This is a genomic window from Pseudomonas sp. TE21394 (assembly GCF_054057835.1).
This window is the reverse complement of sequence record NZ_JBSRZR010000001.1, coordinates 1,772,501-1,791,666: the sequence shown is the minus strand read 5'-3', so window position 1 is coordinate 1,791,666 and position 19,166 is coordinate 1,772,501. Positions and strand designations below refer to the sequence as shown.

At 61.3% G+C, this 19,166-nt stretch carries 13 protein-coding genes and 4 pseudogenes (1 of these 17 cut by a window edge); 2 read left to right on the top strand and 15 right to left on the bottom strand.

All coding sequences use genetic code 11. The features are described from left to right. Nucleotides 1-55 precede the first annotated feature (55 nt). The 15 genes and pseudogenes from ACVWZT_RS08265 to ACVWZT_RS08195 form a co-directional block, all read right to left on the bottom strand. A pseudogene (locus ACVWZT_RS08265) lies at nt 56-1,080 on the bottom strand (DUF5924 family protein). Nucleotides 1,081-1,141: 61 nt separating this feature from the next. Continuing rightward, complete coding sequence (locus ACVWZT_RS08260; protein ID WP_457468893.1) at nt 1,142-2,542, bottom strand: M16 family metallopeptidase; 1,401 nt, start codon at nt 2,540-2,542, stop codon at nt 1,142-1,144. Nucleotides 2,543-2,569: 27 nt separating this feature from the next. Continuing rightward, nucleotides 2,570-4,229, bottom strand: a pseudogene (locus ACVWZT_RS08255) (Na/Pi cotransporter family protein). Between the two features lie 214 nt (nt 4,230-4,443). Continuing rightward, nucleotides 4,444-5,215: pseudogene (locus ACVWZT_RS08250) on the bottom strand (TerC family protein). A 71-nt stretch (nt 5,216-5,286) separates the two neighbouring features. Then, nucleotides 5,287-6,594 carry a CitMHS family transporter gene (locus ACVWZT_RS08245; RefSeq protein ID WP_296235075.1) on the bottom strand — a complete coding sequence of 436 codons (1,308 nt, stop codon included), beginning with the start codon at nt 6,592-6,594 and terminating at the stop codon, nt 5,287-5,289. Between the two features lie 371 nt (nt 6,595-6,965). Then, nucleotides 6,966-8,921, bottom strand: coding sequence for a DUF7844 domain-containing protein (locus tag ACVWZT_RS08240; RefSeq protein ID WP_457468891.1), 1,956 nt, complete (start codon nt 8,919-8,921; stop codon nt 6,966-6,968). After that, entirely contained in the window at nt 8,918-9,238 is a 321-nt protein-coding gene (locus tag ACVWZT_RS08235; protein ID WP_027591949.1) for a DUF2388 domain-containing protein, read from the bottom strand. The genes ACVWZT_RS08240 and ACVWZT_RS08235 overlap by 4 nt, the downstream gene beginning before the upstream one ends. A 34-nt stretch (nt 9,239-9,272) precedes the next feature. Next, nucleotides 9,273-9,566 carry a DUF2388 domain-containing protein gene (locus ACVWZT_RS08230; RefSeq protein WP_296235073.1) on the bottom strand — a complete coding sequence of 98 codons (294 nt, stop codon included), beginning with the start codon at nt 9,564-9,566 and terminating at the stop codon, nt 9,273-9,275. Between the two features lie 84 nt (nt 9,567-9,650). Further along, entirely contained in the window at nt 9,651-9,968 is a 318-nt protein-coding gene (locus ACVWZT_RS08225; protein WP_170027713.1) for a DUF2388 domain-containing protein, read from the bottom strand. Nucleotides 9,969-10,272: 304 nt separating this feature from the next. Continuing rightward, complete coding sequence (locus ACVWZT_RS08220) at nt 10,273-10,488, bottom strand: DUF1127 domain-containing protein (protein ID WP_296235072.1); 216 nt, start codon at nt 10,486-10,488, stop codon at nt 10,273-10,275. A gap of 448 nt (nt 10,489-10,936) precedes the next feature. After that, nucleotides 10,937-12,430 carry an acetyl-CoA hydrolase/transferase family protein gene (locus ACVWZT_RS08215; protein ID WP_457468888.1) on the bottom strand — a complete coding sequence of 498 codons (1,494 nt, stop codon included), beginning with the start codon at nt 12,428-12,430 and terminating at the stop codon, nt 10,937-10,939. Between the two features lie 184 nt (nt 12,431-12,614). Beyond that, nucleotides 12,615-14,051: an NAD(P)(+) transhydrogenase (Re/Si-specific) subunit beta gene (locus tag ACVWZT_RS08210; RefSeq protein WP_457468887.1), complete on the bottom strand. Its 1,437-nt coding sequence runs from the start codon at nt 14,049-14,051 to the stop codon at nt 12,615-12,617. A gap of 2 nt (nt 14,052-14,053) precedes the next feature. Next, the gene (locus ACVWZT_RS08205; RefSeq protein WP_016484308.1) at nt 14,054-14,368 is read right to left on the bottom strand and encodes an NAD(P) transhydrogenase subunit alpha; all 315 of its coding nucleotides are present in this window, start codon (nt 14,366-14,368) and stop codon (nt 14,054-14,056) included. Between the two features lie 11 nt (nt 14,369-14,379). Further along, nucleotides 14,380-15,501 (bottom strand): Re/Si-specific NAD(P)(+) transhydrogenase subunit alpha, encoded by a 1,122-nt coding sequence (locus tag ACVWZT_RS08200; protein WP_457468885.1) that lies wholly within the window; start codon nt 15,499-15,501, stop codon nt 14,380-14,382. A gap of 437 nt (nt 15,502-15,938) precedes the next feature. After that, nucleotides 15,939-16,838 (bottom strand): LysR family transcriptional regulator, encoded by a 900-nt coding sequence (locus ACVWZT_RS08195; protein WP_296235069.1) that lies wholly within the window; start codon nt 16,836-16,838, stop codon nt 15,939-15,941. A 159-nt stretch (nt 16,839-16,997) separates the two neighbouring features. On the opposite strand from ACVWZT_RS08195, the gene ACVWZT_RS08190 reads away from it, so the two are divergent. Both ACVWZT_RS08190 and ACVWZT_RS08185 read left to right on the top strand, forming a co-directional pair. Next, nucleotides 16,998-18,179 carry an acyl-CoA dehydrogenase gene (locus ACVWZT_RS08190; protein WP_457468883.1) on the top strand — a complete coding sequence of 394 codons (1,182 nt, stop codon included), beginning with the start codon at nt 16,998-17,000 and terminating at the stop codon, nt 18,177-18,179. Nucleotides 18,180-18,193: 14 nt separating this feature from the next. Beyond that, a pseudogene (locus ACVWZT_RS08185) lies at nt 18,194-19,166 on the top strand (CaiB/BaiF CoA transferase family protein); it runs 249 nt beyond the window's last position.

The following is a 19,166-nucleotide window of genomic DNA, read 5'->3' as shown; positions in this document are numbered from 1 at the left end:
GCTTTGCGGCCCATCGCGACGCGAGGCTGCTGCTACAGGGGCGAAGTTACCTCAATCATTGTGTCGGCGTATCGTCGACTACTTTGAAGCGCAGTACGCCAATCACCTGCCCATCTTCGGTCAGCACCCTCACCTGCCACTTGCCTACCGGGTTGGGCGCGGGAAGTTCTGCTTGTGCGTCCACGCGCGATAGCCTTCCTTGCGGCCACCATGGATATCCAGCGCAATGCGATCGACTTCCCGGCCGTCCTTTTGCCATACGTGGTAGATCCGTTCGTTCAGGCCGCGTGGTGCGTTGATTGCCGTGTATGCATACAGGCCTTGGCTGCTGATGCGACTGGCAGCGATTTCCTTCAGCGAAGCGCCTGGCTGGCGATTCTGCACCTCGGTGCTGACCGCGACGTCGGTCATCCACAGGGTCGCCGGCGGCACCCATGAGCGCAGCAGCCACCCGCCGCCGCCAACCGACAGAGTAACTAGCACCAGCGCCACGGCGCGCCGCCAGTTATTGATCGGGAAGCTGCTGGCCAGGCTGGGGAACGACAGCGCCATGGCGATGATCAGTGCGAGCTTGAAGCTTTGCGCGGTGGTCAGGTGCAGGATGATCGGCAGCGCGGTGAGCAGGGCGGCGAACAGGGTCAGGGTATGTAGCGCCAGGAACAACCAGCGCCGCGGTGCCAGCCACTTGTAGTAAAGCGGGTCGATGATCGAGATCAGGCCGGCAGCGCCGAGCAGGCCGGTGAACACCAGTTGGCTGCTATTCCAGGTGGTGGTGACAAAGAAGAACGGCAGCACGAAGAACAGTGATTCCTGGTGAATCATCTGCGTCGCGTAGCGCAATAGCGGTTGTGGGATTTCGCGGTTGAAGATGCGCGCGAACAGTCCGGTGAGGGTGTTTTCCAGCATCAGCCAGACCCAGCTGATGAGCATCAGCACGGCTACCCAGCTGGCCAGGCTGGCTTGGCGGTCAACCAGGATGAAGCTGCCGATGCCGGAAAGGAAACCGCCAAGCGCAATGATGCCGGGGTAGCGTTTAAGCAAATCGATGATGCGCTGGACGATGCGGGGTATTTGAGGCATTGGCTCTACAACAGGGAGGATGAGGGGGCGGTGGTGGCAAAAGAATACCGCCGATTCACCGCTAGCGTGTAGCGTCGTCCGGTTTTACCGGGGCATGCCGACGCCAGCGTAACAGCCCTGCTGCAAGGATCAGCCCCAACAGCAAGGCCGCCAGACCATACAGATCATCATAGCCAAGCAATGGCTTCTCGATGCGCGTATAGCCATCCTCCTTGAGCAATGCCCTGAGCGCCTCATTGGCCTGCTCCAGGCTCACCTGGCGCAGTTTGCGCGCAGGGTCGGTGAAGCGCCCGTCGTTATAGTCGTTCAGCGCCCCCCAGTAATAGTCGGCCAAGGCACTGTTGCCCTGGGTGCTCCAGCTCTCCTTGGCGATGCTGGCGTCCTTGATTCGGGCAAAGGTGTCCGGGTCGAGGCCTTCCTTGCGCAGGTGGTCGAACAACGCTTGCATCACCTTGACCGCCCGGTTGATGTCTTCGCGTTCAAGGTCGGCATTGAGGCTGAGCAGGCCGGTGTCGCCAAAGCTTTCACGTTGCGCCGAAGGGCCATAGGACAGCCCGTTGCGCAGCCGCAGCTGGTCATACAGCGCCCATTCCAGGTAATGCGACAGCAGGTCAAGGGTGGCCTGGTGGTCGTTGTCCAACACCGGCTCGACGAACAGCCAGTGCAGCTTGACGTTGTCACCCAGCCAGCCACGGGTCAGGTCGCGGCGCTGCTCGGCCTGCTGGCTGATACTTTCCAGGGTGCGGCGCTCTTCCGGCTCGGTGGCAGGCAGTTCGCCAAAGGTACGTTCCAGATAGGCGGGCAACAGGCGGTCAAGGCCGCCGACCATGATCAGGGTCATGTTGTTGGCCGCATACCAGTGGTCACGCAAGGTTTGCACCTGCTCCAGGGTCATGTCGTCGAGGTTGGAGCGCTCCGGGCACTTCAGGCCCAGTTCGGTGGCCAGCTGGTCGCTGGCGGGATGGCCGATGTCCTGGCGGTCGAGCCAGCGCTGCAGGTGGCCATAATGGCCGCCATCCTCGCGTTCGATGATGCGCTTGGCGGTGGCCAGGGTCCTGGCGTCGATCCGAGTGTCACGGATTACCGCCAGGAGCAGGTCGAGGACCTTGCGCTGGTTGCGCGCCGGCGCTTCGATGACGAACGTGGTGTCGGCGCTGCTGGTGTAGGCATTCCATTCGCCGCCCAGCGACTGCAGGCGTTCTTCCAGGCCACCTTCGCCGGTTTCATCGATGCCGCTGAACAACAGGTGCTCAAGCAGGTGCGGCAGCTCTTTCTGCTCGCAATTGAAATCGTCCAGGCCTACGCCGATCACCAGGCGGATCGCCACATGGTCCCGTTCATAGCCGTTTTTCAAGATGACCTGCAGGCCGTTAGGCAGCAGGTAGCCTTCAACACGCGAGCGGTCAAGGGCAAAGGAGGGCAGGCTGCAGATCAGCAGGCAAATGAACATCAGGCAACGCATGGGCGAGCTTGGGTCCTCAGGTAGGAGTCACGGCAGGCGGGCTTCGTCCGGCACGCTGTCGAGCATCAGTCCGCCGGTGTCCGAGCCGCCCAGTACCACATAGGCACTGCTACAGAACAAAGAGTTCAACCGCTTCATGTCGGCGATCAGTTCCAAGTGTAGCGAACTGGTCTCGATACTTTGCACGACCTTGCGCTGCAGGCGGCTGACATGGGCATGTGCCAGGCGCCGTTCCTGGGCGCGGAAGCGGCGCTTTTCCCGCAGCAGCAAGCGGGCGCTTTCCGGGTCGGCACTGAGGAACACCGACAGGCCCAGACGCAAGTTGGCCAGCAGCTGCTCCTGCAGACCGGTCAGCTCTTCCAGGCCCACCTGGGAAAATTCCCGGCGCTGGCTGGTCTTCTGCTGCTGGACCTTGCGCAGCATGCGCTCGATCAGGTCGCAGGCCAGCTTGAGGTTGATCGCCAGCTCGATGATTTCTGCCCAGCGCCGGTTGTCCTGCTCACTGAGGTCCTCACGCGACATCTGCGCCAGGTACAGCTTGATCGCGTTGTACAAGGCGTCGGCGTCCTCACCGAGGGCGCGGACCTGCTGGGGCAAGGCGGTCTGGGTACCGCGCAGGGCGCCAAGCATGGCTTCGAGCAGACTGTCGACGATGTCACCGAGGCGCAAGGTTTCACGGGCAGCGTTGGCCAGGGCCAGGCTGGGCGTTTCCAGTGCCGAGGTATCGAGGTGGCGTGGACGTATCTGGCCGTTGCCGTTTTCCCGGTCGGGGAGCAAGGTGTTGCACAGGCGGCCCATCGGCTTGACCGTGGGCAGCATGATCAGGCAGCGCAGGGTGTTGTAGAGCAGGTGAAAGCCGATGACCAGCTCCTGGGCGCTGAAGCTCAGGGAGTCCATCCAGGCCACCAGCGGGTGCAGCACGGGGATGATCAGCAGCAGGCCAATCAGCTTGTACAACAGGCTGCCCAGCGCCACGCGACGGCCAGCGGCGTTCTGCATGCTGGTGCTGATGAAGGCCAGCAGCCCACTGCCAATATTGGCGCCGACCACCAGGCCGATGGCCACCGGCAAGCTGATCACTTCGGCGCCGGCCAGCGTCGCGGTGAGCAGCACGGCGGCCCAGGCTGGAATAGGAAATCATGGCGAACAGCGCCCCGACCAGGGCGTCCAGCATGATGTCGCCGGTCAGCGAGGCGAACAGCACCTTCACGCCCTGGGCGTGGGTAATCGGCGTGGCGGCCTGCACGATCAGCTCGAGTGCCAGGATGATCAGGCCAAGTCCGATGCCCACCCTGCCCAGCTGGCCGGCCCGCGTCTGTTTGCGCGAGAGGAAGAAGATCACGCCCAGGAAGATCAGCAGCGGCGACAACCAGGACAGGTCCAGCGTCAGTACCCGGGCCATCAACGCGGTCCCCACGTCAGCTCCGAGCATGATCGCCAGGGCCGGGGTCATGGCCATCAGGCCCTGGCCGACGAACGAGGTGACCAGCATGGCGGTGGCGTTGCTGCTTTGCACCATGGCTGTGACCAGGATACCGGCGACGAACGCCAACGGGCGCTTGTTCATGTTCTGGCCGATGATGCGCCGCAGGCTCGAGCCGAATACCCGAAGGATGCCGGTACGTACGATGTGGGTGCCCCAGACCAGAAGCGTTACGGACGAGAGCAGGTTGAGCAGGGTCAGCATGGCGACGGCCCCCTGATACATTGGCCCAGCGAGCCAAGAGATGAAGCGCGAGCGGTTGAAGAAATTTCAGTGCTCACTCAAAGCTTTAGTCGTTTTGCGTAGCTGTCGCCAGCTTCGCATGGCTGCCATTTATTTGAAACACGCTGGCAATGAATCATTTCCGGCATGAAAAAAAGGGCCCCGCAGGGCCCTTATCGTACTGCGCTTCCTGAGCTTATTGACCCGGAATATCCTTGCGCAGTTTCACCGGCTCATGCGCTTTGCCTTCCTTGCGGGCCAGTGCGGTGCGCATGCGAATGTTGATGGCTTCCACCGCCAGCGAGAATGCCATGGCGAAGTAGACGTAGCCCTTCGGCACGTGCACGTCGAAAGATTCGGCGATCAGCACGGTACCGACCACGATCAGGAACGACAGTGCGAGCATTTTCAAGGAGCGGGTGCTTGTCGATGAATTCGCTGATGGTGCCAGCGCACAGCATCATTACCAGCACCGCGACGACGATGGCGGCGATCATCACCGGTACGTGGGATACCATGCCGACTGCGGTAATGACCGAGTCCAGCGAGAACACGATATCGATGATGGCGATCTGGATGATGGTATAGAAGAACTTGCCACCCGCCCCTTTCGGCTCTTCAGCGTCCTCGTCCTCGCCTTCCAGGCCGTGATAGATCTCTTGCGAGCTTTTCCACAGCAGGAACAGACCACCGAAGAACAGAATCAGGTCACGCCCGGAAATGCCTTGGCCGAATACCTCGAACAGGTCGGCGGTAAGGCGCATGACCCAAGTGATCGACAGCAGCAACATGATGCGGGTGACCATGGCCAGGGCGAGGCCGAAGATCCGGGTGCGCGGCTGCATGTGCTTGGGCATGCGGCTGACCAGGATAGAGATCATGATGATGTTGTCGATACCGAGGACGATCTCAAGCGCGGTAAGGGTGAAAAAGGCAACCCAGATTTCCGGGCTGGTCAGCCATTCCATGTGTTTTCCTTCGAACGATAAAGGCGACGTGCCCATAACCGGGCACGTCGCGTTAGGGTAATACGCGTTTATTAAAGACTACTGAACAGCGGGAAAATCCCCATCAGCAGCGCGGCGATCATTATGCACAGGCACACCAGCACTGCCCACTTCAAGGTGAAGCGCTGATGATCACCGAACTCGATGCCGGCCAGGGCTACCAGCAGGTAGGTGGAGGGTACCAGGGGGCTGAGCAGGTGTACCGGCTGCCCGACGATCGACGCACGGGCCATTTCCACCGGGCTGATGCCGTAATGGCTGGCGGCTTCGGCCAGTACTGGCAACACGCCGTAGTAGAACGCGTCGTTGGACATGAAGAAGGTGAACGGCATGCTCACGATCGCGGTGATCACCGCCAGGTAGGGGCCGAGCGCTTCGGGGATGACCGCCAGCAGGCTCTTGGACATGGCGTCGACCATGCCGGTGCCTGACAGGATGCCGGTGAAGATCCCGGCGGCAAAGATCAGCCCGGTGACAGCCAGCACGCTGCCGGCGTGGGCGGCGATGCGGTCCTTCTGCTGCTGCAGGCAAGGATAATTGACGATCATGGCAATGCTGAAGGCGATCATGAACAGCACCGGCAGCGGCAGCACGCCGGCGATCAGCGCCGCCATCAGCGCGGCGGTCAGGGCGCCGTTGAAGTACAGCAGTTTCGGCCGGCGGGCATCCGGGTACTGTGAAACGGTGATTTCGCTGTGGTCGATGTCGTCGGTGGGCAGATGCAGTTCACCCAGGCGGGCACGCTCGCGCTTGCCGTACAGGTAGGCGATGGCCAGGATCGCCAGGACCCCGAACAGCATTGCCGGGATCATCGGCACGAAGATGTCCGACGGGTCCACATGCAGGGCGCTGGCGGCACGGGCGGTCGGGCCGCCCCACGGGGTCATGTTCATCACCCCCCCTGCCAGGATGATCAGGCCGGCCATGATCCGCGGGCTCATGCCCAGGCGGCTGTACATGGGCAGCATGGCGGCACAGCAGATCATGTAGGTGGTGGCGCCGTCACCGTCCAGGGATACCACCAGAGCCAGCACGGCGGTGCCGATGGAGACTTTCAGCGGGTCACCCTTGACCAGCTTGAGGATCTTGCGCACGGCCGGGTCGAACAGGCCGGAGTCGATCATCAGGGCAAAATAGAGAATGGCGAACATCAGCATTACGCCGGTAGGCGCGAGCTTGCTGATGCCCTCGAGCATCATGGGGCCGATCTTGGCGGAAAAGCCGCCGAACAGGGCGAACAGGATCGGTACCAGGATCAACGCGATCAAGGCCGACAGGCGCTTGGTCATGATCAGGTACATGAAGGTGATGACCATGGCAAAGCCGAGAAAGGTCAGCATGGCAATACTCCAGGCGTGGCGCGGCGAAAGGAAGTCGATTCGGGCGGGTCAGCGCGTCGGGCGCTGCACAGGGAGCATGCGGAGAGGAACTGCGTAAAGGCGGGCACAAGCGTACATCGGAGTCACCATTGTTGTTGTTGATCGGGCCGGGCTCGGTAGTTACCGGTGCCCTGGCTGACCGGTCTGCTGCCGGTAGTGGTGGCTATCCTATGAGGGCAAGCTTTCAGCCAGCTTTCGCCGCAGCAAAGGCGACGGGAGGTAGGGGAATGCAGGATATGACCGCAGGTGCGGGCCAAGTGAACCTGTGAGCCGGGTGCTGCTTTGCTGGTGCTTACGCGGGGGAACCCGCGAAGGGCCTAGTACGGCAACCATCATAACTGCAGACCACCCGCAGCCTTGTGCAATGTCCGCAAATGCTCGCCGATCTTTTTTACGTTGGCTTCGACGGCGGCAATTTCCCTGGCCCGCGACGGTTCCAGCAGCGCCCTCACCTCTTTGTCCAGGTTGGTGCTCAAGCGCAACAGCTGCGCCTGCCGCTCGCTGCTGACTCGCTCCAGGTGCTTGCGCTCCTGCGGTTGCGGCAGTCCGTAGCCCTGGGCGTCGAGCAGCTCTGCCGGGCGGCTGAGGAAGCCACTATTGGCGAGCATCTGCCTCAGGGTGGCGTCGGCCTTGCTGATGCTGCCGTCCTTGAGCGCAGCGGCATTCAGGTAACGCTGCTTGACCTCGTCCTGGGCCATCAGCAATTGCCGGCGCAGGCTGGCCTGCTCAAGCAGCAGCAAGGCGGCGCTGGTGCGCAGGTCGGCCTGCGGGAACCAGGCCCGCCGTTGTTCAGCGTCAAGCGCCAGCCAGTCTTCGACCGTGTCCTGCCTGATGGGCAACTGCTTCTTCAATACCTCGAACATGGCCTGGTAACGGTCGCGGTAGGAGTCGAAACGGTAGCCGAGGCGCAGCGCCTCGCGCGGGTCGTCGAGCACGCTGGTATCAGCCAGCCCCCTACCCTTGAGCACCGCCAGCAAGCCGTTGGGCATGATGCTGTCGAGGTCGTTCAGGCGCGGGTTGGCAGTGCCGCTGCGCAGCAGTTTCAACGACTCCACTGCGCAGTTGTTGGACAGGAACCAGTAATTGCCGTCATAACTCCAGTGCATTTCGGCGGCCTGGCGTACCAGGTTCTCTATTTCCTCCCGGCTGAGCCGCAGGGGCACCGAGGCCAGGCTGCGCAGTTCGGTCTTGGTGTACTCGTCGACCACCTGACCCAGCGGCAGCACGAACAACCGCGACGGGTAGGCACCGACGAGGCCGTCCCAGCTCGACAGCTGCACGTCATTGACGAAGGCGCGGTACGACAACACCAGGCTCTGGTCGAGGTCGAGGCGACAGTCCGGCCCGCGTGGGCGCCCTGGCTTGCAGATAACCAGGCGCAACATGCTGTGGCCCCAGCGGCTGACCAGATTCTGGTTGGCTTCAGCCAGCAGATAATCCACTTCATAGACCCGCTCAGGGTCAATCTCGCCGAGTGGCTGGCGGGCGAAATCGCTGCCGGCATTGATGAACGGCAGGCCTTTGGCGCAGGTGTCCTGTTGCGGTGCCCAGCCAAAGTGCTCGCGCAGGTACTGGTTCAGTGCCGGGCGGCGGCAACCGTAGCTCGGGTCGAGGAGGAAATACTCCATGTTGACCGCGATGTATTCCTTGGGGTTGGTCAGCTCATAGCTGTCCGGGCTGCGCACGAACTGGCCATTGTGCTGCTCGCGCTCGCCGCGTCGGCCCACGTATTGCTGCCAGCCGGCCAGGTCGAGCAGGCGCGGATCGTCGCTGAGGGTGAAGCGACGCTCTGCCTGGCCACGACATGCCTCGGGCAGGCCGATCTTGCCGAGCGTGGCTTGCTGGCGTTTGCAACGGGCAATCAGCGAGCTTACGGCGCTAGGCCATAGCCGGGAGCGGTCGTAGATATGGGTGAGCTCGTGCAGCACGGTGGCCAGCAGTTCTTCACGCACCGTGCCATGCGGGCGGTTGGTACGTTCGCTGGCAGCACTGCCATCAGCGAGGCTGGGCAGCAGGCGACGATTGAGCTCCAGGGTAGAGACCAGCGATGCCTGACCGTAGGCGTCGGCCGGCATGTTGTAGCTCCAGCTGACCCGCACGCGGCGGTCCAGCTGTTGCTTGAAGCGGGGTGGGAGCTTGCCCAGGGCCTCGTCGAGCAGAGCCTGGGTAGCTTTGGTTTGTTGCGAATCAAGGCCGGACGCCTGCAGCTCGAGCTGCAGGTCGGCCAGGGCGGGCGTGCCGAGCAGCGTCAGGGCGCAGCCGAGCAGCCAGGCGCGCACGCGGTTCACAGCGCGAGGATGGCTTCAGCCAGTACCTGGTCACTGGCGCCGCGTGCTTCCGGCAAGCGCTCGCGCAAGGTATTGAAGGCTGCCTCGAGCTGGGCGCCGCGGATATCACCGTTGCTTGCAACGAAGCTGGCAGCGTCGTCGTGGGCTTCGCGCACCACTTTGGAGTCGCGGATCGAGGTGGTGGTATCAGACGTGAAATCGATCGAGCGGCCAAAGGCACGCACGATGATGTTGCTGGTGGCCACCAGGGTTTGTGCCTGGGCCAGGTCGGCCAGCAGGAGCATGCCGAGGGTAGCGGCAATCAGCGGTTTACGCATGGAACATCTCCGAAAATACAAGGAGCCAGATGGGTTATTGGACGAGAATTGCTTGCGCCAGTTCCAGGTCGCCGACAGCCTGCCGTGCGCAGTGGTGGCGTAACGAATGCAATGCTGCCTCAAGCCGCGCGCCGCGGATCTGGCCGTCGCTGGCAACGAAGGCGGCCGCATCGTCGCGGGCCTGGCGGACCAGTTTGCGGTCGAACGGTGCGGTGGTGACCTGGCTGGTGACATAGCCTGTAATGACCAGACCTTGCGTGGTGGTGTCCATGGCATGGGCACTGGCCATGCCAACAACGGAGAACAACAGCGGCAACAGATAACGCATGGGCTTTACGACAGCTGGAAACGTGGGAGCAACGGCGTACGGCCGTGCCGGCGGTAACCGGCACAGCCGCACGAATCAGTCGGGTCAGAGCGCCAGGATGGCCTGGGCCAGTTGTGCGTCACTGGCCTGCAAAGCTGGCATCTGCGAACGGATGTGCAGGAACGCGCTCTCCAGCTTGGCACCGCGGATATCGCCCTGGCTGCCAACGAAGCTGGCGGCGTCGTCACGGGCGGCCTGGACAATCTTGTCGTCACGGAACGAAGAAGAAATGTCGGAAGTGGCATCGGTGGAAGCGGCCACCGCGCCAACAACGGCGTCAGTGGTGACAACGAAGCTGGTGGCGCTTGCGGTGCCGGCCAGGCTCAGCATCAGGGCTGCGCCAATCAGGTATTTACGAGACATGATGGTGGACTCCTGGACTAGGGTCGGGTGGTTCTGCTTATCGGACGCTCGCACAGCTCGTCGCGGTACTTTTTAACAGTGGGTTCTACCAAACTGTTAAGCCAAGCGTATCACGCGCTGGTGTTTCCAGAAGTTTAATGAAAGGTGGAGCGGGAATTGTACTGCTCGATTTTAAAGTCATGAGAACTGTACTGGTTATGCCTGTAAAGGCTCTAGCATGGGCCTTACAAACAAAAACCCGTCGCAGTCTCCTGCGACGGGTTTTGAGAATTCGCGGTGCCGGCCGAAGCCGGCAAGCCGGAGCTTAGCGCCAGAAAGGCTTGCTCAGCTCTTCGTAACGCTGCGATTCGCTGATACCAGCATCGGCCAGCAGGCGGGCGTCCAGACGAGCCAGTTGACGGCGGCTGGCCATGCGGCGCTGCCACAGCATCAGGGTGGACAGGGCGCGCAGCGGCAGCGAAGCGTTGGGTTGTTGGGCGTTGCTTTCAAAAACCAGACCGGAACTGAGGGTACGTTCCATGATGTTTCATCCTTCCGCTTATGGCGGGATTAGGTAGTGATTTAACTGATGCCAATGATCCTCCTCTGTCGTCCATAACAGTAGATACAGTTCAGTGGAAAGACGATGGCTCAGTTAACTGTGTAACCCTACTGTTGCACCCGAAATAGGCTTAACTGTACCGGTCTGCACATATCTGGTGCATTTTTGGATGGGGATAGGATTTGGAGCGGCTTACAGCGGTAAAAACACCATTACAGTAGTACAGTTTCTGATGCTTAAGGTGATTGGGCTGTAGAGCACAGTCTTTAGGAGTGGCTTGGTGTCGCGACAGGGCCGCAATGCGGCCCGGTGCCATGTACAGCTGAAATTGCGCAGGCTGCTGCGCAGTCCATCGCGATCCACGGCTGAGCCTACAGATATAAGGACCGGAACAGCGCCAGCGGGCCGCCGTTCCGGAAGCGGTGGGTCAGCCAGCCAGCATGCGCCCGGTTTCTTCCAGGTTTTCGTGCCAGCTCAGCGCTTCACGCAGGATATGCGGAGTGTGGCCACCGCGCTGGCAGGCGCGTTCGAAGTAATCGTTCAGCGCAGCGCGATAGTCTGGGTGCACACAGTTGTCGATGATCGCCCTTGCCCGCTCACGCGGCGCCAGGCCACGCAGGTCGGCCAGGCCTTGCTCGGTTACCAGGATGTCGACGTCGTGCTCGGTGTGGTCGACGTGGCTGACCATCGGTACCACGCTGGAAATCGCGCCGCCTTTGGCAATCGACTTGGTGACGAATACCGCCAGGTGAGCGTTTCGGGCGAAGTCCCCAGAACCGCCGATACCGTTCATCATCCTGGTACCGCAAACGTGGGTAGAGTTGACATTGCCATAGATGTCGAACTCCAGTGCGGTGTTGATACCGATGATGCCCAGGCGACGAACCACTTCCGGGTGGTTGGAGATTTCCTGCGGGCGCAGCACCAGCTTGTCCTTGTAGCGCTCCAGGTTACCGAACACATCGGCGTTGCGGCGGGTGGACAAGGTGATCGAGCTGCCCGAGGCGAAGCTCAGTTTGCCGGCATCGATCAGGTCGAAGGTGGAGTCCTGCAGTACTTCGGAGTACATGGTCAGGTCTTCGAACGGTGACTCGATCAGGCCGCACATCACCGCGTTGGCGATGCTGCCGATACCGGCCTGCAGCGGGCCGAGCCTGTTGCTCATGCGGCCAGCTTCCACTTCTTTCTTGAAGAAGCTGATCAGGTGGTCGGCGATGCCCTGAGTTTCGTCATCCGGCGGCAGTACGGTGGATGGCGAGTCCGGCTGGTCGCTGATGACGATACCAACGATCTTGGCTGGGTCGATCGGGATGGCAGTGCTGCCGATCCGGTCGTCTACCTTGACCAGCGGAATAGGTGTGCGGGTCGGGCGGTAGGTCGGGATATAGATGTCGTGCAGGCCTTCGAGGTTGGTGTTGTGCGAGAGGTTGATCTCGACAATTACCTGCTTGGCGAAGATCGCGAAGCTGGCCGAGTTGCCCACCGATGTGGTTGGCACGATATGGCCTTGCTCGGTGATAGCCACGGCTTCGATGACCGCGATGTCCGGCAGCTTCAACTGCTGGTTGCGCAGTTGTTCGACGGTTTCCGACAGGTGCTGGTCGATGAACATTACCTTGCCGTCGTTGATGGCCTTGCGCAGTGTGCTGTCGACCTGGAACGGCATGCGGCGAGCCAGCACGCCGGCCTCGGTCAGTTGCTTGTCCAGGTCGTTGCCCAGGCTGGCACCGGTCATCAGGCTGATTTTCAGTGGCGACTGCTTGGCGCGCTCGGCCAGGGCATGCGGCACGGCCTTGGCTTCGCCGGCGCGGGTGAAGCCGCTCATGCCGACGGTCATGCCGTCCTCGATCAGACCAGCGGCATCAGCCGCACTCATTACCTTGGTGTCCAGGGAGGACAAGCGGATACGATCACGGTACATGGATTGTTATCTCGGGCTACTGAAACTACTGCAGCGCAGTCTAGAGACTTCGCCACTTGCCGTCCCACGACCATGGTCGTATGAGAAGGCTTGGAGTAGAGCCGTTGATCCGGATCAAGCAAAAAAGCCCCGGCAGTGTCCGACCGGGGCTTTCTTTATATCAGCTGGTTTGCAGCAGCGGTTGTCACTCGACCGCTTTGACCATGTCCTCGATGACCTTCTTGGCATCGCCAAACACCATCATGGTCTTGTCGAGGTAGAACAGTTCGTTGTCCAGCCCGGCATAGCCGCTGGCCATGGAGCGCTTGTTGACGATGATGGTCTTGGCCTTGAAGGCCTCGAGGATCGGCATACCGGCAATCGGCGACTTGGGGTCGTTCTTCGCCGCCGGGTTGACCACGTCGTTGGCGCCCAGCACCAAAACCACGTCAGCCTGTCCGAACTCGGCGTTGATATCTTCCATCTCGAACACTTGGTCGTAAGGCACTTCCGCCTCGGCCAGCAACACGTTCATATGCCCGGGCATGCGGCCGGCCACCGGGTGGATCGCATACTTCACGGTCACGCCGTTGTGGCTCAGCTTCTCGGTCAGCTCCTTCAGCGCGTGTTGCGCGCGAGCCACCGCCAGGCCGTAGCCCGGGACGATGATCACGCTGTCGGCATTGCTGAGCAGGAAGGTGGCATCGTCAGCCGAACCGGATTTCACCGGGCGCTGCTCTTTCGAGCCTTGCGCTGCGCCAGCATCGGTATCGCCGCCGAAACCGCCGAGGATGACGTTGAAGAATGAACGGTTCATTGCCTTGCACATGATGTACGAGAGGATGGCACCGGACGAACCGACCAGTGAGCCCGCAATGATCAGCATCGAGTTGTTCAGCGAGAAGCCGATGCCGGCCGCTGCCCAGCCCGAATAACTGTTGAGCATCGACACTACCACCGGCATGTCGGCGCCGCCGATCGGAATAATGATCAGCACGCCCATGATGAAGGCCAGGGCCAGCATCAGGGTGAAGGCGCTGTAGTGCCCGGTGAAGGTGAACAGCAGGCCCAGGGCGATGGTGGTCAGGCCGAGGATCAGGTTCAGCTTGTGCTGGCCGGCGAACTGTACCGGTGCGCCTTGGAACAGGCGGAACTTGTACTTGCCCGACAGCTTGCCAAAGGCGATCACCGAACCGGAGAAGGTAATGGCACCGATGGCCGCGCCGAGGAACAGCTCCAGGCGGTTGCCAGTGGGAATCGGGTCGCTGATTGCGGTGACGATGCCCATCGATTGCGGCTCCAGCACCGCAGCGATGGCGATGAACACCGCGGCCAGGCCGATCATGCTATGCATGAAGGCGACCAGCTCCGGCATCTTGGTCATCTCGACACGTTTGGCCATGATCGAGCCAGCGGTACCGCCAACCAGCAGGCCAACCATGACGTAGCCGATGCCGGCGGTAGCCAGCTCTGCGCCAAGCTTGTAAATGAGGCCAACCGTGGTGAGGATGGCGATCCCCATGCCGATCATACCGAACAGGTTGCCGCGCCGCGAGGTGGTCGGATGCGACAGGCCTTTGAGCGCCTGGATGAAGCAGACCGAGGCGACAAGGTAGAGAAGTGTTACCAGATTCATGCTCATGCTTACTTCTGCCCCTCGTTCTTGGCTTTCTTCTTGAACATCTCAAGCATGCGGCGGGTGACCAGGAAGCCACCGAACACATTGACCGCGGCCAGGGCCACGGCGAGGGTACCCATCAGTTTGCCGGCCGGGGTCACGGTCAGTGCGGCGGCCAGCATGGCGCCGACGATGACGATGGCGGAAATGGCGTTGGTGACGGCCATCAGCGGGGTGTGCAGCGCCGGCGTGACGTTCCAGACCACGTGGTAGCCCACATAGATGGCCAACACGAAGATGATCAGGTTGTAGATGCCATGGGAAATCAGCATGTCTTCCATTGTCGTGCTCCTTAGCCGTTCTTGCGGACGATCTGACCATCGCGGCACATCAGGCAGGCCGCGACGATGTCGTCTTCGAGGTTGATGGCCAACGCGCCGTCCTTGTCGAACAGCAGCTTCATGAAGTCCAGCAGGTTGCGCGCATACAGTGCCGAGGCATCGGCAGCCACCTGGGCTGGCAGGTTGGTCGGGCCGACGATGATCACGCCGTTGTGCTGCACCACCTGGTCGGCGACAGTCAGCGGGCAATTGCCACCTTGGGCTGCTGCCAGGTCGATGACCACCGAGCCGGGCTTCATCTGGGCGACAGTCTCGGCGCTGAGCAGCGTTGGCGCCTTGCGTCCCGGTATAAGCGCGGTGGTGATGACGATATCCGCTTGCTTGGCGCGCTCGTGTACGGCCAGGGCCTGGCGCTGCATCCAGCTGGCCGGCATTGGCCGGGCATACCCGCCCACGCCTTCGGCGCACTCGCGTTCCTCATCGGTCTCGTAAGGCACGTCGATGAATTTCGCGCCCAGCGACTCGATCTGCTCTTTCACCGCCGGGCGTACGTCCGACGCCTCGATCACTGCACCCAGGCGTTTGGCCGTGGCGATGGCCTGCAGGCCGGCGACGCCCGCACCCAGGATCAGCACGCGTGCGGCCTTAACGGTACCGGCGGCGGTCATCAGCATGGGCATGAAGCGGGGATAGTGATGGGCTGCCAGCAATACGGCCTTGTAACCGGCGATGTTGGCTTGCGACGACAGCACATCCAGGCTCTGGGCCCGCGAGGTGCGCGGCGCGGCTTCCAGGGCGAAGGCGGTGATACCGCGTTCGGCCATCTTGCCGATCAGTTCGTTGTTGAAGGGATTGAGCATGCCGACCAGGAGGCTGCCGCCGTTGATGAGGGCCAGTTCCTGGTCGTTGGGGGCGACCACCTTGAGCACCAATTGGGCGCCGTAGGCATCGGCTGCGCTCCCCAGGGAAGCGCCCACGGCCTCATAGGCACTGTCCGGAATGCTGGCATTGAGCCCTGCCCCCCGTTGGACGGTAACCTGATGGCCCTGGCCAATCAGTTTCTTGATGGTTTCGGGGGTCGCAGCGACCCTTGTCTCACCGGTCTGCGTCTCGAGAGGAACACCAATGTGCACGACTATTTCTCCTGCGGTGACCTTTTGTCTTTGTAAAAGCCAACACACTGCGGATGGTGCGCTGGGGCGGCTGTGGAGCGCCGGCCCGCCGAATCCTGGGCGGGCGAAGCATTTTGCAGACGAAGCCAGAGGCCTTCAACCGGTTCTGGAGCGAAACGAAGTCAAAACTACAAGTCACCCTGTGACCGTATGTCGCAACGGTCAGGCTGCGGCCCGTCAAGCAAGGGCTTTTGGCAGACTAGGCGAAAAAAACAAAAATTTTCCGGCCAATTCGCTTACAGCTTGGTGAATGTCGCAAAATAACCCGCAAAGCCGCGCGTTAAGCCGGATCGAACAAGATTTTTGCACTCGCATAACAGTTTATGTGTATGCGACAAATGCATACATCTGTAGGCGTTCAAAATAATTGACTACGAAGTCAAGTCGCGCGGTTTCGTCTAGATTTTTGCTGTGTATGCCTGGGCTTGGCCAACTAGCCAGTCGCGGAAAGCGCGCAGCGAAGCCGACTCCACCTTGCGCTCCGGAATCATCAGATAGTAGGCCTTGTCACTGCTGAGGGCATGCCTGTTAGCGACCACCAACCTACCCTCCTCCAACTCGCGCTGGATCAGGAATGGCGGAATCAGAGCAATGCCCATTTCATGCATGGCAGCCTGAGCGAGCATCGAGAATAGCTCGTAGCGTGGGCCTGTCATGTCGCGTTCCACGTTCATGCCGATGCTGCTGAACCATTGGCGCCAGGCATAGGGGCGCGTGCTTTGTTGCAGCAACGGCAGCTGGGCGATGCGTTGTGGGGCGAGCGTACCCTGGTTGCACAGCAGCGCCGGGCTGCATACAGGTACCGGGTTCTCTCCCATCAACCGATGCGACTGGGTGCCGGACCAGTCGGCATCGCCATAGTAGATAGCTGCATCGAAGGTCGTGTCGGCAAACAGGAAAGGCCGGGTGCGATTGGTGAGGTTGACCGTGACCTCCGGGTGCTGCTGCTGGAAATCCTTGAGCCTCGGTAGCAGCCACTGGGTGCCGAAGGTAGGCACTACGGCCAGCTCGATGACGTTGGCGCCCTGCTGGCGCATTACCGACAAGGTGTCGCGTTCGACAGCGTCCAGTTGGGTGGCCACCTGGCGGCTATAGGAAAGGCCGGCTTCAGTCAGTTTTACGCCGCGTCGCGAGCGGCGGAACAATTCCACATTGAGGAACGCTTCCAGGCCGCCTATCTGCCGACACACGGCACCCTGAGTCAGGGCGAGTTCTTGGGCCGCCTTGGTAAAGCTTTCATTGCGTGCGGCGGCTTCGAAGCAAACCAGGGCGGTAGTACTTGGAATCTTGCGGCGCATGTACGTCAACCTCACTTGTAAGGCTGTCAATGTGGCGTTTGGTCAATTTACGAAGTGACAAAATATCACTAATTGGTGCGCAATCCTCGTTTGTCCCGACAGTCGATCCGGCCTAGGCTCAAGGGCACAAGAAACTGACCCAATTTCGAGGAATCGCTCATGGCCGGTAAAGCAAGCTTCAACTGGATCGACCCGCTGCTGCTCGATCAGCAGCTCACTGAGGAAGAGCGCATGGTGCGCGACAGCGCTTATCAGTTCGCCCAGGACAAGCTGGCACCGCGGGTGCTCGAAGCCTTCCGTCATGAGCAGACCGACCCTGCTATCTTCCGTGAGATGGGAGAGGTCGGGCTGCTGGGTGCCACCATTCCCGAGCAATACGGTGGTAGCGGCCTGAACTACGTATGCTATGGCCTGATTGCGCGCGAGGTGGAGCGTATCGACTCGGGCTACCGTTCGATGATGAGCGTGCAATCGTCGCTGGTGATGGTGCCGATCAACGAATTCGGCACCGAGGCGCAAAAGCAGAAGTACCTGCCCAAGCTGGCCAGCGGCGAGTGGATCGGTTGCTTCGGCCTGACCGAACCTAACCACGGCTCCGATCCGGGTTCGATGATCACCCGTGCGCGCAAGGTCGACGGCGGCTACCGCCTGACTGGCAGCAAGATGTGGATCACCAACAGTCCGATCGCTGACGTATTCGTGGTCTGGGCCAAGGATGATGAGGGTGATATTCGCGGCTTCGTCCTGGAAAAGGGCTGGGAGGGCCTCAGTGCCCCGGCGATCCATGGCAAGGTCGGCTTGCGCGCCTCGATCACCGGCGAAATCGTCATGGACAATGTGTTTGTGCCCGAAAAGAACATTTTTCCCGATGTGCGCGGCCTCAAAGGCCCGTTCACCTGCCTGAACTCGGCACGCTACGGCATCTCCTGGGGTGCTCTGGGAGCCGCCGAGGCCTGCTGGCACACCGCGCGGCAGTACACCCTGGATCGGCAGCAGTTCGGTCGTCCATTGGCGGCAAACCAGTTGATCCAGAAGAAACTGGCCGACATGCAGACCGAAATCACCTTGGCGCTGCAGGGCTGCCTGCGCCTAGGGCGGATGAAAGACGAAGGCACCGCTGCAGTGGAAATCACCTCGATCATGAAGCGCAACTCCTGTGGCAAGGCACTGGATATCGCCCGTATGGCGCGTGACATGCTTGGCGGTAACGGCATTTCCGATGAGTTCGGGGTAGCCCGCCACCTGGTCAACCTCGAGGTGGTCAACACCTATGAAGGTACCCATGACGTACATGCGCTGATCCTGGGGCGTGCACAGACCGGTATCCAGGCCTTCTATTGATAAGGAGCCAGCCCATGGGCGCGTTATCACATCTGCGGGTGCTGGACCTTTCGCGTGTGTTGGCCGGCCCTTGGTCTGGCCAGATTCTCGCTGACCTTGGCGCTGATGTGATCAAGGTCGAGCGCCCGGGTAGCGGCGACGACACGCGCTCGTGGGGGCCGCCCTTCCTCAAGGATGCCGAGGGGCAGAATACCAGCGAGGCCGCTTATTACCTGTCGGCCAATCGCAACAAGCGCTCGGTGACCATCGACTTCACCCAGCCAGAGGGGCAACGTCTGGTGCGTGAATTGGCGGCGAAGTCCGATATCGTCATCGAGAACTTCAAGGTAGGTGGTTTGGCTGCCTACGGTCTGGACTACCCAAGCCTCAAGGTTATCAACCCTCGGCTTATCTATTGTTCCATCACCGGGTTCGGCCAGACTGGCCCCTATGCCAAGCGCGCCGGTTATGACTTCATGATCCAGGGGCTGGGCGGGCTGATGAGCCTGACCGGCCGCCCGGAGGGTGAAGAAGGCGCGGGACCGGTCAAAGTGGGAGTAGCGCTGACCGACATTCTGACCGGGCTTTATTCCACGGTGGCCGTCCTCGCTGCCCTCGCTCATCGAGAGCAGACCGGGGTCGGCCAGCACGTCGACATGGCTTTGCTAGACGTACAAGTCGCCTGTCTGGCGAACCAGGCGATGAACTACCTGACCACGGGCGTTGCCCCTCGTCGTCTGGGTAATGCGCATCCGAATATCGTGCCATATCAGGATTTCCCGACGGCTGATGGCGATTTCATCCTCACCGTGGGCAACGATAGCCAGTTCCGCAAGTTCGCCGAAGTGGCCGGTCAGCCACATTGGGCGGACGACCCGCGTTTCGTTACCAATAAGATGCGCGTGGCCAACCGGGCGGAACTCATTCCCCTGATTCGTCAGGCCACGGTGTTCAAGACCACGGCCGAGTGGGTAAGCCAGTTGGAGGCCGCGGGGGTGCCCTGTGGGG